Origin of the sequence: Alteromonas sp. S167, assembly GCF_036864375.1 — a bacterium.
In the GTDB taxonomy this organism is placed as follows: domain Bacteria; phylum Pseudomonadota; class Gammaproteobacteria; order Enterobacterales; family Alteromonadaceae; genus Alteromonas.
In genome coordinates this window covers 159,291-173,361 of record NZ_JAZETR010000008.1, presented here as the reverse complement: position 1 = coordinate 173,361, position 14,071 = coordinate 159,291, and the positions used below count along the sequence as shown (strand labels likewise).

Below are 14,071 nucleotides of genomic sequence, written 5' to 3'. Positions count from 1 at the left end.
TGTGCTATTAAACGTCTTTTTGGCTGTTTTTACTACTGTTAGCTTACTGCTGCTTAGGCGCTGTCACTCTAATAAGGTTGGCATTGTCACCATCGGTAAGCACCAACATTTCCCCTTTGCTGTTTACTTCAACGTCGCGAAGTCTGATATTTAGCTCTTCAACAATCGGCTGCACGGTAAAACTATTGCTTTCTTCGCTTAGTTGCTTCGCATCTCTAGTAGATTGAGGAAGAACAGCGAACAGTGTCTTGGCTTTTAATGATGTAATAAGGAATGCACCTTCAAGGTGTGGAAACAAAGCGGGCATGTCAGGCGCTGGTTGGCGGTACACCACCATTGAAGACGGCGCAATGGATGGCGTCCAGTTTACTAGCGGGTTAATCATGCCTTGATATTCAGTAAACGGAGAAATATTGGCACCCGAGTAGTCTTTGCCCAACGTCACTACCGGCCAACCATAATTATTACCGCGTGTGATGAGATTAAGCTCGTCACCGCCATCGGGGCCATGCTCATGTTGGTAAACATTGCCGTCGCTGCCATAAACCAGTCCCTGCGGATTGCGGTGCCCAACACTGTAGACATAAGGACTGTCAGGGAATGGTGGCGAGTCTAGCGGCTCACCATTTAGTTTAAAGCCAATAATTTTGCCGAGTTGCGAATTGACCACCTGGGCTTGCTCGCGATAGTCGAAGCCATCGCCGGTAGTCACAAGAAAGCCGCCACGTTTAAGGGCCAGCAGCTTTCCACCGTAGTGCACTGGCGTATCTTTTTTGTCTTTCACCTCAAATACAGGTGTAAAACCCGATACACCTTGTTCAGCAGAAAACGATACCAACGCTACCGCTAGTGCGTTGGCTTCCTCATTGCCCTTTGAATAAGACAATAAAAGCTTGTCGTCTAAAACAAGCACATCAAGCACACCACCTTGCCCTTGTGTATAAAGCTCTGGCAGGTTTAGCGCATGACGTATACTGCTGCCGTCATTTAACACCACTGTTAGAAAACCATCGCGTTCTAAAATAAGAATACTGTCGTCGGGTAACACAGCCAATGCTTTGGGGTACTGCAAACCCGACGCAATAGTGTCCAAACTGTAACTATCCGCTTGAAGTAAGCTTTGAGGCGTGGCACTTGTGTTTGCGCTAGCACTTGTACTAACAACCAGCGCATTACTTAACATGAACGCGCAACTTACTAGCAGCAAGGTAAAAATAGGTTTCATAAACAGTACTCAAACAGGCTTTCTTTATGGTATACCAAAAACAACTGGCCTTGTTTAGGTAAATTTAATGGCTCACTTTATAAAACACACTGCATTACCGTTTTTAATCACTTGCCTTTGTGCTTTCTTGCTTGCGAGCGCCCTGCACTCGATATTTGTATTAAAGGCACTTACCGATATCAATATAGAAATTGGACTTACCGAAGCTTTACAGATGATTGGCCGTGACATACTGGGCTTGCTGCCCACCTATGGTGTGATTATTGCCGCGACATTGACTTTGGCGTTCACGTTTACACGATTTGTGTTTTTAAAACAGCAGAAGCCGGCGAGCTTCACAGTTTTAATTTACGCACTAGCAGGCATGGTTGGCTTTTTTGTTATGTTGTCAGCCATGCAACCTATATTAAATGTAACCTTAATTGCTGGTGCGAGAAGTACGGCCGGGTTTATTGCCCAGTGCTGCGCCGGTGTTATTGCAGGCATAGTATTTAGTTCGCTAAAACAAAGGTTTTAAAAGGGTTCGCCGTATCGACTGTCGTTATCGCCTGTTATTAAGCGCCTATCGCTACATCTATTACACAACCAAGCATGTTGATTTATCAACATGCTTTATAACGATTTATAAACGAAGAAAGATGTAAATAAAAAGTTAACTTTGCTACTGTTAATTAAACCCTTTAACTGTACCTTTTAGGAACTAGCTTAATGATTTCGTACCCTGACAACGTAGCATGCTTGGCTGATTATTTAGAAAATGTACTTAAAAAATTTGCAGATAAACCTGCATACACCGCACTTGGACAAACGCTGACTTTTAAAGATATTGATGAAAAGTCGGCAGCGTTAGCAAAGTATTTTGTACATGAGGCCAAACTGGCACCAGGGACGAAAGTCGCTATTCAGTTACCCAACCTTATTCAAAACCCCATAGCGGTATATGGCGCACTGCGCGCTGGCTTGGTGGTGGTAAATACCAACCCGCTCTATACCGAACGTGAAATGAAACATCAATTCACCGATAGTGGCGCACAGGCCTTGGTGATTCTTGGCGACCTTCTACCTAAGTTCGACAACATAAAAGCGGATACAACAATAGCAACGGTCATTGTTACGTCGGCAACAGAGCTTCTAGACCCATCATCGGCGCCAGCTGTTGATGCCCCAAACACAGTTTCCTTTTCTGACGCTATTAACGTGGGCAGTAACCTTCCTGACTTCACACGCGAGAAGAGTAATTTAGAAGACCTCGCAATGCTGCAATACACAGGTGGCACCACTGGCGTATCGAAAGGTGCCGCACTTAGCCACAAAAATGTATTGGCAAACTGCATTCAAATGCTCGACCGCATTGGTGATGGGTTTAAAGATGGCGAAGAAGTATTGGTTTGCCCACTACCGCTTTATCATATATACGCATTTACCGTAGGAATGATGGCGTTGTTTGCAAAAGGTAGCCAAATTATTCTTATTCCTAATCCTCGCGATATCGACGGTTTTATTCAAACGTTAAAGCCCCATACCATTAGTGCTTTTATGGGGATAAACACCTTATTTGTTGGCCTAGGTCGTCACCCTGAGTTCGCAAAACTCGACTTCTCGAAGCTTCACCTTACCATGTCGGGCGGTACGGCGCTTACACAAGCAGCAGTATCAATTTGGCAAAATGTAACAGGCAACACAATTACCGAAGGCTATGGTTTGTCAGAAACCGCGCCTGTGGTGTCTTTTAACATTCCAGGTAAAGAAGAAATAGGCACCGTTGGTCACGAGCTTCAAGAAACAGAAGTGGCACTGCTAGACAGCTACGACAAACCTGTAGCTGAAGGCGAATCAGGCCAAATTGCGGTTCGCGGACCACAAGTGATGATGGGCTATTGGCAGCGCGATGATGAAACGGCGAAAGTAATGACAGAAGACGGCTTCTTTAAAACCGGCGATATTGGCATTCGCTCTGAATCAGGAGCCATTAAAATTGTAGATAGACTAAAAGATATGATTATTGTATCTGGCTTTAACGTTTATCCAAACGAGGTGGAAGACATTCTTACAACGCATCCTGATGTGATGGAGGCTGCAGTAGTGGGTAAACCAGACGAAAAAACAGGCGAACGCGTATGTGCCTATATCACGGTTACACAACCTGTTAGCGAAGAGGCCATCACATCCTTTTGTAAAGAGCACCTGACCAACTATAAAGTGCCAAAGTCGGTTACCGTATTACAGGAATTGCCTAAATCTACCGTTGGCAAAATCCTGCGCAGAGAATTGCGATCAGCCTAATATCATAGGTCCCACAACATTGTAAAAAGCAGCGCTAGCTCGCTGCTTCTTTATTTACAAATCAGCTTATTACTACCAAAGAATAAGCTATTCAAATTGTATAAGCTTTCAAACCTTACTATAACTAAGGTATCTAGAAAGTAATACATTATTTACATGCAATCCAAAACAATTTCTTGTAGCAGTCTTGACGAATTATTGATTCACCGGGAAGCACTGTCCCAGTTTCACGCCGATGTAACAATAGTGTATGCGTCTGCCTCATTTTTTGATGACGACCGACTGTTCGCCACGCTACTGCCGTTTTGCGGCAAACTGCTAGGTTGCAGCACAGCAGGTGAAGTATCAGGAGAACAAGTACGTGAAAACAGTATTTCAATTATTTTGTGGCGCTTTCAAACCGATGCTCACGCGAAAATATATACGTGTGAACTTGCTGGAATGCAGGCATCAAAAGAGGTCGGCATTACGCTTGCAAACCAAATTCAAAGCGACAGCCTGAGAGGAGTGTATATACTCGCTCCAGGCGTTAACGTAAACGGCTCGGCCTTGGTTGATGGGTTGAGGCAAAAACTACCAAAGCACGTTGGCATAAGTGGTGGCCTTGGTGGAGATGGTGATGCCTTCGAGAAGACATTTGTCATGGGGCCAAATGGCATCAGCAATCAACAAGTTGTAGCACTTGCACTTTATGGAGATAAACTCGACTTTGATTATGCAGCACTGGGTGGTTGGAGATCTTTCGGCCCAACCCGCTTAGTGACTAAAGCGACCGAGAATCAACTTTACGAATTAGATTATCAGTCAGCATTAGATATTTATAAAAAATACCTAGGCGAATATGCCGAGGACCTTCCTGCTAGCGGTCTATTGTTTCCATTTGAAGTTATTGATAGCGAAGGCCGTTCTGTTGGAATAATACGAACTATTTTGGGTGTAGATGAAAGGCAGCAAAGTTTGACCTTGGCGGGCGAAGTACATGAAGGACAATACGTTAGGTTGATGCATGCTTCGACAGATGACCTAATTGATGGCGCATCTCATGCCTCTATGCAGCTTCCAGTACACCGTTTAGCTTCCGCAGCACATAACAAGTCGCAAGACATCGCGCTGATCACCAGTTGCGTGGGCCGAAAATTGGTCATGGGCGATCGTGTTGAAGAAGAAATAGAAGAAGTTACGCGTTGTTTACCAGAAAACGTGAAAATCGCAGGTTTTTATTCATACGGAGAAATGAGCCCTTTTAACGGAACGTTACACAGCCAACTCCACAACCAGACGCTAACCATCATGTTGCTGAGAGAAAGAATTTGAATCCCCTCTTCTCTCGTCAGCTTAGAAAAGCATTCGGCTTAAAAGACGACCTCTCTCTCGAGCAGTGGTTGAGTAAACTAAACAACAACGAATTAGAGAATAATCAGGAAGAGTTCAATAAGCTGAGAACAGGGTTAGCCGCATTGCTACCTAAAGTAGAAGATAGCTATGAGGCACATGTAAGAGATATTGTACTTCGCGACCGAAGCTTGCAACTCAGTTCAGAAGAACTGATGTCAGCCAATCAAAAAATTCGTCACGAAAATAAGGCTCAGCATAACGTTATCGAAATGCTAAGAGTATCAGTAAATAAACTTCTTACTGAGCTTGATAAACCAATAATTGAACATGGGTATTCGAATCTTTCAGATCTTACTCATCGTGTACTAGAGCTAATCGATGAACAAAAAGTACTAAGAGATACGCTTAAGGAAGACCGTCGTTTTTATCGAAGTATTACCAACAGTATAGGGGATGGCGTCTATGCTGTAGACGGTAATGATAATTTACGCTTTCTTAACCCTACTGCCTCTAAACTACTAGGGTGGACTTTCGAAGAGTTACAAAAACGAGCCTTTCACGACACAGTACATTATCAAAGAAAAGACGGCACCCTTATATCAAGAGACGAATGTGATATTAGTAATCACATTCAACAAGGGGTTTCATATACCTCTTATGAAGAATATTTTACCGACCAAAACGGCCGTATATTTCCCGTATCTATAGTGGCCGTACCTCTCCTAGACGCCAATGGAGAACCAGATGGGCATGTGGGGGTTTTCAGTGATATAAGTGACCAGCAGGCTATCAAACAAAAACTCGAAAAGGCGTATAAAGAAGCCCAAAGTGCCAATAAAGCAAAGAGTAATTTCTTAGCCACAATAAGCCACGAAATTAGAACTCCGATGAACGCCATAATCGGCTTAACTCATTTAGCAATAGAAGCCAATGACAGTGACCAAAAGCAAGATTACCTTAAAAAAGTTAAAGACAGTGCAACGTCACTTTTAGAATTAATCAACAGCATTTTAGACTTTTCTAAAGTAGAGGCTAATAAGGTTCAAATAAATAACGAACCGTATATGTTGGCACGTCCCATTGAGAAACTTGCACAGGTTTTTCAACTTAAAGCAAGGGAAAAACAGCTTCAACTGCTCTTCGACATTCAATTTGATATCAATATTAATTGCTTGGGCGACAGTGAAAAGCTCTATCAAGTGCTAATGAATTTAGTTGGTAATGCAATTAAATTTACTGAGAAAGGTTATGTTCTGGTTCAAATAAAACGAGAGGATAACAGAGTTTACTTTGCAGTAAGCGATACAGGCATGGGAATAAGTGAAAAAGGGAAAGCTGTTTTATTTGATGCATTTGTGCAGGCAGACGCAAGCATCTCAAGAAAATATGGGGGTACAGGTTTAGGTCTTACTATCAGTAAGCACCTTGTTGAACTTATGGGCGGCAAACTGGAATTTGAAAGCGAAGTGAACGTGGGAAGCACATTCTCGTTTTCACTTCCTTTTTCAAACGAAGGCTGCTGTACAACTATTCCTTCGCAACGTGCCCACTTGGCAGTAAACAATGTGACCTGTCTGATGGCAGGCATGACTGTTGACAAGGCTGGCGCTATCTTACAACGAACGTATAAGCGACTTGGGGTGAGCTGTAATCTTGTGAATATGGATGAGGACACGCTGCCCGAAGACGCCCAACACTCAATAATAATGCTTAGTTGTGAAGAAAAGCCTTGGACGCGCTTTTTAAACCTTTTGAAGTTTGGAGAATTTAAAAAGCTAGGACTAAGCACTCTTATCAGCCCTCTAAGTAAAGCTGATGTAATAAAGCGCATGGGGGCGCTCTATTTTAACGACCTTGATATTATTGAGTTACCTTTTACTGACGAGGAACTTAAAGCGACACTCTCAGAGAGTAAGCAAACAGTAACTCTCACTGCAGAATACGGGTTAGAAGGCAAAAAATTACGGAAAAAAAGACTTACTGGCAAACACGTGCTTGTGGTAGAAGACGATATCATTAGTTTTGAAATCACGCAGCAGATGTTGTCGTCTTTTGACATTTCCGTTAGCCACGCTAGCAATGGAGAACAGGCACTTTCTCTTTGTGAACATCAAGTGTTCGATGCACTAATACTAGACTGTAACCTACCTGGTATTAGTGGGTATGACGTGGCAGAAAAGTTGACCCATAGGCAGCAATGGAACACGCCTATATTGGCATTAAGTGCTAATGAATCTGATGAAGCTAAATCGCTTGATGCGGGTATGTGCGAGCATCTTATAAAACCCGCAACAGTAGAAGAAATTATTCATGCACTCGATGTTCACATTCACTCTGGTTACCTCGAAGTTCAAGCAACACATCATAATGAGGATTTCATCAATTCACTTATTGCCTTTTATGAGAAGTATAGGCAACCTGAGATCATGACAAACCTTCTTAGCCACCTATCTAGTCCTGAAGCGGATACTTCGGTCCTAACAGTAATGTCCATCGATGCAGAGGATATAGGCGCAAACTCTCTTGTCCATGAGCTTAATAAAGTCTTGAATTTTGCAGACAGACAGCACAAGGGCTTTGCCAATAGTGTCTCTCGTGTTTCTATAGCGCTAGATGCAACCATGCGATTAATTGCTCACACTATTGATATGCAATCTGACGTTACTTTTGACTTCGACAAAAAAAGCCTTCAGGAGCAACTTAACCAAATAATAACAGCGTTAGAAAACTATGATGCGGAAGCGATAAATAAAATTGCTCTACTTGTAAGCGAATATGGTCAAACAACCTATGCACATCACATTAATCATATAAAACAAAACGCCAATATGTATGACTTCGAGGGAGCACTAGATGCTGCTATTCAACTACGAGGTTTATTAGATAATGATGACTAACGCGACTAGCGAAAGTAAACATTTTAGTATTTTGGTTGTGGATGACGAGCCAGCAAACATCGACATCCTTCTTGGTATTCTAAAACCCTACTATAAATTGAAAGTAGCACCTTCTGGCTTTGTGGCACTGAAGATAGTTGAGCAGTTTATCCCAGATCTCATCTTACTCGATATCATGATGCCAGGCATGGACGGTTTTGAAGTGTGCAAACGATTAAAGTCGGATAAAAGGTTTACATCTATCCCTGTAATATTTGTAACAGCACTAGGCCAAGGTGAGGATGAAGAGCATGGATTTAGTGCTGGGGCTGTTGACTATATCACAAAGCCAGTCTCTCCAAGTATTACGCTTGCTAGAGTGAAGACACACCTTAGTTTGGCGCATCAAATGAAAACAACAGAAGCGCTGGTAAAGGAGCGAACCCAAGATTTATTGGCGAGTCAACAAAGCGCAATTACTATGCTTGCCGCTGCAGGACACTACAACGATACAGATACAGGCCATCACATTTGGCGAATGGCAGCTTATGCAAAACTCCTTGCACTGCAGTCTGGTTGGTCATATGAACAAGCAACGTTACTTTCACAAGCCGCGCCTATGCACGATACCGGAAAAATTGGGATCCCAGATAGTATTCTAAAAGCACCTAGAAAGCTTAGCGAAGCCGAAATGGTGACAATGAGAACACACGCAGCAATAGGGCACAAAATTTTATCGCAATCTAACACGCCATTATTCTCTATGGCGGCCGAGGTCGCACTCTATCATCACGAAAAGTGGGATGGCACAGGTTACCCAGAAGGGCTTAATGGCCAAGAGATCCCCCAAAGTGCTCGAATAGTCGCTATCGCAGATGTGTTCGATGCACTTACGATGAAAAGACCTTATAAACCTGCATGGGCTCACGACGACGCGTTTGATTATCTTACAAAACATGCAGGTACACATTTTGACCCTACTCTTGTGAAGCACTTTCTTGATGCAAGGGAGATTATATTAACGACTAAGCAGTACTGGGATAAACTTGAAGAAGAGAACTTGTTACCGTCTATAGACAGTTTTATACCAGACGTCATATCTCGTAAATCATAAGAAAAAGGCCACATTATGTGGCCTTTTTGCATTTTAGATAAATATTAGCGTTAGCTAGCGCCTAGTTCGGCAGCGATCGCATCTGCCTGACGTTTTTCACCTTGCACGAACTGTTTCCACTGCTGTGCCATAGCACGGCTTTTCTGATGCTTTTCAGCTTCAGCTAGCTGGTTAAGCGCCAATGCGTACTGCTTCTTGTTGTAAAGCGCCATACCTTTAATCAGGTATACAAGACCAGGGTTTCTAAGTTCACCTTTCTCTACTGCACGATCTGCTGCGGCAATAGCATCATCGAAGCGCTCTTCGTTAAGAAGAATTTGAGCAAGTTGTGCGTCAAGCTCACCATCTTCAGATAGTTCTGCTGCCTGGGCCATAACAGGAATCGCTTTATCCTGCTCTTTGGCCAGCGACCAGCTTTGACCTAGGAACTTAAGATTACGCAAGTTTTTCTCAAGCACGCCTTCGCTCATAGCTTGTTCCATCAACTTCGCACCTTTGTAAGGTACGCGGTGATAGTAATAAAGCTGTGCCATGTTGAAGATATCTGCAGATGTTTCAACGAAACCACGTTGATACGCCGTTTCCATAATGGCTAGCTGCTTACGCTCTTCGCCTAACTCGCCATACATACCCGCAAGTTGGATCCAGTACTTTGGCTCGTCGAACAGTTTTACCATTTTAACTAAAACGTCTTTCACCTTTTTAGGCTGCTTTAGTTCGTAGAAAACGGCACGTTGAAGAATAAGCCAGCCCTCATCAGGGATCATACCTTCATTTTCATGATCGCTAATGGCTTCTGAAATCCATCTAGATGCAAGTTCGTATTGCTTGCTTTGATAGTAAGCCTGCGCTTTTATAACTTTATTTTTTACCGGTACGGGACCAGCATTAAGACTTTCCCAACGCTCTAAATACGTGATGGTGTCGTCGAAGTTACCCTGCATAAGGTGTAGCTGCGCCAAACTGAAAAGCGTGGTCATTTCAAACTTTTCAGGAATTGGCTGCTGCTCTACGACTTTCGCGAACGATTCTAACGCCTTTGTATAGTCTTCGTTGTTGTAATAAATAAAGCCGAAAAAGTTGTACATCATGGCTTTTTCGTATGCGTTCATTGAATCAGCCTTGCCCTCTACTTCTTTCAAAATAGAGATAGCTTCTTCAACGTTACCCGCGTCGTCTGCTGCAGACTGGGCACGCGCAAGCTGTTCGTAAACCTTACCGCGTAGCGTGGGCACGCGGCGGGTTTTCTTTTCACTCGCTTTTTGTTCTTGTGCAACAGCGTCGGTCGCCACAAATAAGCTTGGCACCGTAACCGTGGCCGATGCAAATGCAAACGCCAGTGCACTAAGCAACGTATTCGTCTGTTTTTTCATCATGCTCTGTTACCCATCAATTTGGAACGTTATACGGTTTTGGATACCCGACACTTCTGTCGCTTCACCGTTTACCACACGAGGCTTATATTTGAACTTCATTGCAGCATCAATTGCCGCTTGTTCAAAAATACCTTGTGGATTAGCTTCCACAACAATCGGGTCGCGAACAGCGCCTTGCTTAGTTACTGTAAATTCAACAATAACAAAACCTTCAATACCGCGTTGAAGTGCGCGTCTTGGGTATACCGGCGCTACCTTCACAATGGGAAGGTACTCACCATCACCCGACTCAAGGGCTAAACCACCTTCAAGCGAAATATCGTCACCCACTTCCGCACCAAAGTCCATCGACGTACCGTCTGCATCTGGAGAAGGCGAGTCCATTTGCGGCTGCTCCATTTGCGGTGGCGGCTCTTCCGGCTTAGGCGGCTTTTTAGGCTTACGCTCTTTTTTCTCTACTTGCTCATCCTGCTTAACCCTTACGAAGTCAAGCACGCTGCCCTTAGGCGGCTCCGTTAGTGCGCTGCCACCCATCTTGATAAGCGATTGCATCAAGAAGAACAGGCCTAACGTGATCGCAAGGGATAATGCAAATGCGATTAAATATCGTGGCATGATTTATTGCTCTTGGGCTGCAATCGAAACATCGTACACGCCTGCTGCTCGCGACGCGTCCATAACCTTAATCAGTGTTTCTGTTGTCGCTTTTTTATCAGCCTGAATAACAACAGTACCCTGAGGGTTTTCAGCGTGCAGACGCTCAATGTTCGCTTGAACCGCGCGAACGTCAATGCGGCGCTTGTTAATCCAAATCTCGCCTTTATCAGAAATAGCGATAAGAATGTTAGCGCGATCCTTTTTCACAGCGGTAGCTGCCTCAGGACGGTTCACATCGATACCGGCTTCTTTCACAAACGACGCAGTCACGATAAAGAAGATCAACATGATAAATACAACGTCCAGCATGGGCGTCATGTCGATGTTTGCTTCTTCCTCATCGACCAAGTTTTGAAAGTGCTGCTTCATAATAAGTACCTTACCTTAATGCCTTAGGGCATTAACGTTGAATAATCAATGCATCCTCAAGATGCGTGCGTTCTGATTTCACCATACGGGTTAACCAAGTAGCGGCGAAAACGCCTGAAAGTGCGCCAACCATGCCCGCCATTGTCGGGATAGTGGCCTTTGATACACCTGACGCCATTGAACGAGCATTACCTGAGCCCGATATCGCCATTACATCAAACACTTCAATCATACCGGTAACCGTTCCCATCAAACCTAGCAGCGGACATAGCGCAACCAGCGATTGAATAATTGGGATGCTGCCGTTTAGGCGCATGGTTAACTGTGAAATTGTTTTCTGACGGACTTGTTCAGCAAACCAAGAAGAGCGGTCAGCGCGGGCTGCCCACATTGCAACCGCTTCTTTCTTTGCTTGCTTGTGCCATACCATCAGATACATCGCACGCTCGAGGATCAAAAGCCACATAACGAATATCAGCAGACCGATGACCAGGAGAACCTGGCCACCTGTTTCTGTGAAATCGCGAATTGCTTCTAGAAACTCGATCATAACTAGCCTCGCTCAGCGCGCTCTGCAATTACGCCAGACGCCTGTTCTTGTAGGATGTACACGATGTTCTTAGAACGCGTGTTAAGCATTGCATAAAGCAGTGTCATTGGAATCGCTACAACAAGACCTAGTACCGTTGTTACAAGTGCTGTTGAAATACCACCAGCCATTAGTTTCGGGTCACCTGTACCGAACAATGTGATTGCTTGGAAGGTGTTTATCATACCGGTTACTGTTCCTAGTAGACCCATAAGCGGTGCAACTACAGAGATAATCTTTATGATAGTTAGGTTACGACCTAGCTTAGGTACTTCGCCCAAGATAGCTTCTGTTAGGTGAAGCTCAAGTGCTTCAACATCAGCGTCTGGGTGCTCGTCACGTACTTTAAGTACACGGCCAAGAGGGTTGTTAGTATTTACTTCTTTGCTCTTAAGCTGCTTGTTCACTTTCATGCGCGTTAGCGACAGTGTTACAAGGCGCTCAAGTGCTAGTAGAAGACCAAACGCACCAACGATTAGGATGATGTAACCAACTACACCGCCCTGTTCTACACGCTCTTGAAGGTTAGGCGCTTGAACAAGAAGACCAAGAATTGAACCACCTGTTGGATCGATACCGAATTGTACTAGCTCGCCGTTTGAACCTTGAAGTTCTGCTGCAGAGCTCATGTAACGGTCAGCTGGCTGGCGTACTAGCTCAGACACTGTGCCTGTTACGCCGTTGTAGTCTAGGTATTTACCGTCAGCAACAAGTGCGAAAGGACCAACGCGAACAACAGACTTGCTTACTTTAGCACCGCCCGCTTCAACTACGTCTGTAGTGAAAGTGGTCACTTTGCCGGCTTCTGTCATTTCACGCTGCATTTCAAACCATACGCGCTCAATTTCTTCAATTGAAGCAAGTTTAGAGCTAGAGCCCATGTCTTGCGCCATCTTGTCTAGAAACTCAGAACGCCCCGGAATTTGCGCAGAGATAACTGAGTTATAGAACTTGTTCTTTGTGTCGCCAGCGATTTGCTGCAACACACCGAAAAGCTCTTTTAGTGAACCAAGACGCGTGTCTAGTGCACCGTTAAGGTCAGCAAGCTTAAATTCGTTTTCTTCAAACTGCGTTTCAAGCTGTTCAGATTGCGCTAACATCTGATCACGCTTTTCACGGGTTTCACGAAGAATACGGTCTTGCTCTGCACGTTGCGCTTGGAAGTCGCGCTCGCGCTGTTTGTTTTGTTGTGTTTGTGCGAACTGACCTTCTTCTAATTGCTTTAGAAGTGCGTCTAAGTCCATTGCACGGTCGCTTTGTGCAAATGCGCCAACGCTGATACTAAGGGCGGCTAGACCAACAGCGATACGTTTAACTGTGTTTAACATTCTCATCAACCTCTTAGTCTGTAATTGCCACTGGCAGCATTAGCAAGTCTGGAGCAAGTTGCTTCTTAGCCATGCGCAGACCTTTAGTAATTTGTGTACGGTAGCTGCTATCAAGCTCTTCCCACTGACGGGTTTGCTTGTTCCAAACGCCTTGCATGCTTGCATCACGTGTTTGGTACATAAGCGCTGTACGACCAAGGCGTAGGAATTCAACATCACGCTCTTGACCATTAATAGTGTGGATACCGCTGTATGCTTCCATTGTACGGCCGTAATCCATCTCAACTTGGAATGCTTCCATTACGCGACGGAACTTCTCTGACGCAGCAACGTCAGCACGGTCCATCATTGCACGTAGGTCGGCAACACGATTAGCACGCTCTTCTGGAAGGAAAGGCACGTCAAGTGCTACGAATTGCTCTAGACCGTCAATCATACGCATCATTAGTGGCGTGATTTGACGTTCAACAACAGATACTTCGTCAATAGCAGCATTTAGGTCTGCCATTTCTTGCTCTTGACTATTGATTTGTTTACGAAGCTGAGAGTTGTATACCTCAAGACCTTCGATTTCTTTCATCAATGTTTTGAACTGTTGAAGTTTGCTGTCGATTTGATCGGTAATACCGTTAATCTTTTCTTGCGACGTAGCCGCAGAATCATTTATTTTCGCTGCCGAATCGACAACGGGTTTTAAGACTTCATCGTCTTGTGCAAGTACCGGTGTCGCTGCTAACGCACCCGCAACAAGCAAAGCATTGATAAGCTTCATACATTCAAACCTTTAAAGTTAAAAGAAATCGGTTCTGTCCGACTATAAATTTCTGCGCGTAGGATAGGAGTTTTCTGTGACAGTTTTATTACGAAACTGTCATAAATCGACCAAAAGCGTCATCTTCATCGCATAAAAAAGGCCGCT

The 14,071-nt window shown here is 44.2% G+C and carries 12 protein-coding genes; 5 read left to right on the top strand and 7 right to left on the bottom strand.

What is annotated here, in order from left to right:
- Positions 1 to 43: 43 nt before the first annotated feature.
- Positions 44 to 1,225, bottom strand: coding sequence for a PQQ-dependent sugar dehydrogenase (locus tag V7R35_RS13550; protein ID WP_334015424.1), 1,182 nt, complete (start codon positions 1,223 to 1,225; stop codon positions 44 to 46).
- A gap of 67 nt (positions 1,226 to 1,292) precedes the next feature.
- On the opposite strand from V7R35_RS13550, the gene V7R35_RS13545 reads away from it, so the two are divergent.
- From V7R35_RS13545 to V7R35_RS13525, 5 genes are all read left to right on the top strand, one after another.
- A complete protein-coding gene (locus V7R35_RS13545; protein WP_334015423.1) occupies positions 1,293 to 1,742 on the top strand; it encodes a hypothetical protein in 450 nt (149 codons plus the stop codon).
- A gap of 191 nt (positions 1,743 to 1,933) precedes the next feature.
- On the top strand, positions 1,934 to 3,508 hold the full coding sequence (locus V7R35_RS13540) for an AMP-binding protein (protein ID WP_334015422.1): 1,575 nt from the start codon (positions 1,934 to 1,936) through the stop codon (positions 3,506 to 3,508).
- A 156-nt stretch (positions 3,509 to 3,664) separates the two neighbouring features.
- Positions 3,665 to 4,822 (top strand): FIST signal transduction protein, encoded by a 1,158-nt coding sequence (locus V7R35_RS13535; protein WP_334015421.1) that lies wholly within the window; start codon positions 3,665 to 3,667, stop codon positions 4,820 to 4,822.
- Positions 4,819 to 7,740, top strand: a complete 2,922-nt coding sequence (locus V7R35_RS13530; protein WP_334015420.1) for a PAS domain-containing hybrid sensor histidine kinase/response regulator — start codon at positions 4,819 to 4,821, stop codon at positions 7,738 to 7,740. The genes V7R35_RS13535 and V7R35_RS13530 overlap by 4 nt, the downstream gene beginning before the upstream one ends.
- A complete protein-coding gene (locus tag V7R35_RS13525; protein ID WP_334015506.1) occupies positions 7,733 to 8,833 on the top strand; it encodes an HD domain-containing phosphohydrolase in 1,101 nt (366 codons plus the stop codon). Before V7R35_RS13530 ends, V7R35_RS13525 begins: the two co-directional genes overlap by 8 nt.
- 50 nt (positions 8,834 to 8,883) lie before the next feature.
- Here the strand turns inward: V7R35_RS13525 and V7R35_RS13520 are convergent, their stop codons facing one another.
- The 6 genes from V7R35_RS13520 to V7R35_RS13495 are packed head-to-tail and all read right to left on the bottom strand — an operon-like array spanning position 8,884 to position 13,924.
- Positions 8,884 to 10,209, bottom strand: coding sequence for a tetratricopeptide repeat protein (locus tag V7R35_RS13520; protein WP_334015419.1), 1,326 nt, complete (start codon positions 10,207 to 10,209; stop codon positions 8,884 to 8,886).
- Positions 10,210 to 10,215: 6 nt separating this feature from the next.
- The gene (locus V7R35_RS13515; protein ID WP_334015418.1) at positions 10,216 to 10,824 is read right to left on the bottom strand and encodes an energy transducer TonB; all 609 of its coding nucleotides are present in this window, start codon (positions 10,822 to 10,824) and stop codon (positions 10,216 to 10,218) included.
- Between the two features lie 3 nt (positions 10,825 to 10,827).
- Entirely contained in the window at positions 10,828 to 11,235 is a 408-nt protein-coding gene (locus V7R35_RS13510; RefSeq protein WP_012517280.1) for an ExbD/TolR family protein, read from the bottom strand.
- Between the two features lie 31 nt (positions 11,236 to 11,266).
- Positions 11,267 to 11,785, bottom strand: a complete 519-nt coding sequence (locus tag V7R35_RS13505; protein ID WP_334015417.1) for a MotA/TolQ/ExbB proton channel family protein — start codon at positions 11,783 to 11,785, stop codon at positions 11,267 to 11,269.
- A 2-nt stretch (positions 11,786 to 11,787) separates the two neighbouring features.
- Positions 11,788 to 13,152 carry a MotA/TolQ/ExbB proton channel family protein gene (locus tag V7R35_RS13500; RefSeq protein WP_334015416.1) on the bottom strand — a complete coding sequence of 455 codons (1,365 nt, stop codon included), beginning with the start codon at positions 13,150 to 13,152 and terminating at the stop codon, positions 11,788 to 11,790.
- Positions 13,153 to 13,165: 13 nt separating this feature from the next.
- Positions 13,166 to 13,924, bottom strand: coding sequence for a DUF3450 domain-containing protein (locus V7R35_RS13495; protein WP_334015415.1), 759 nt, complete (start codon positions 13,922 to 13,924; stop codon positions 13,166 to 13,168).
- Positions 13,925 to 14,071: the final 147 nt, after the last annotated feature.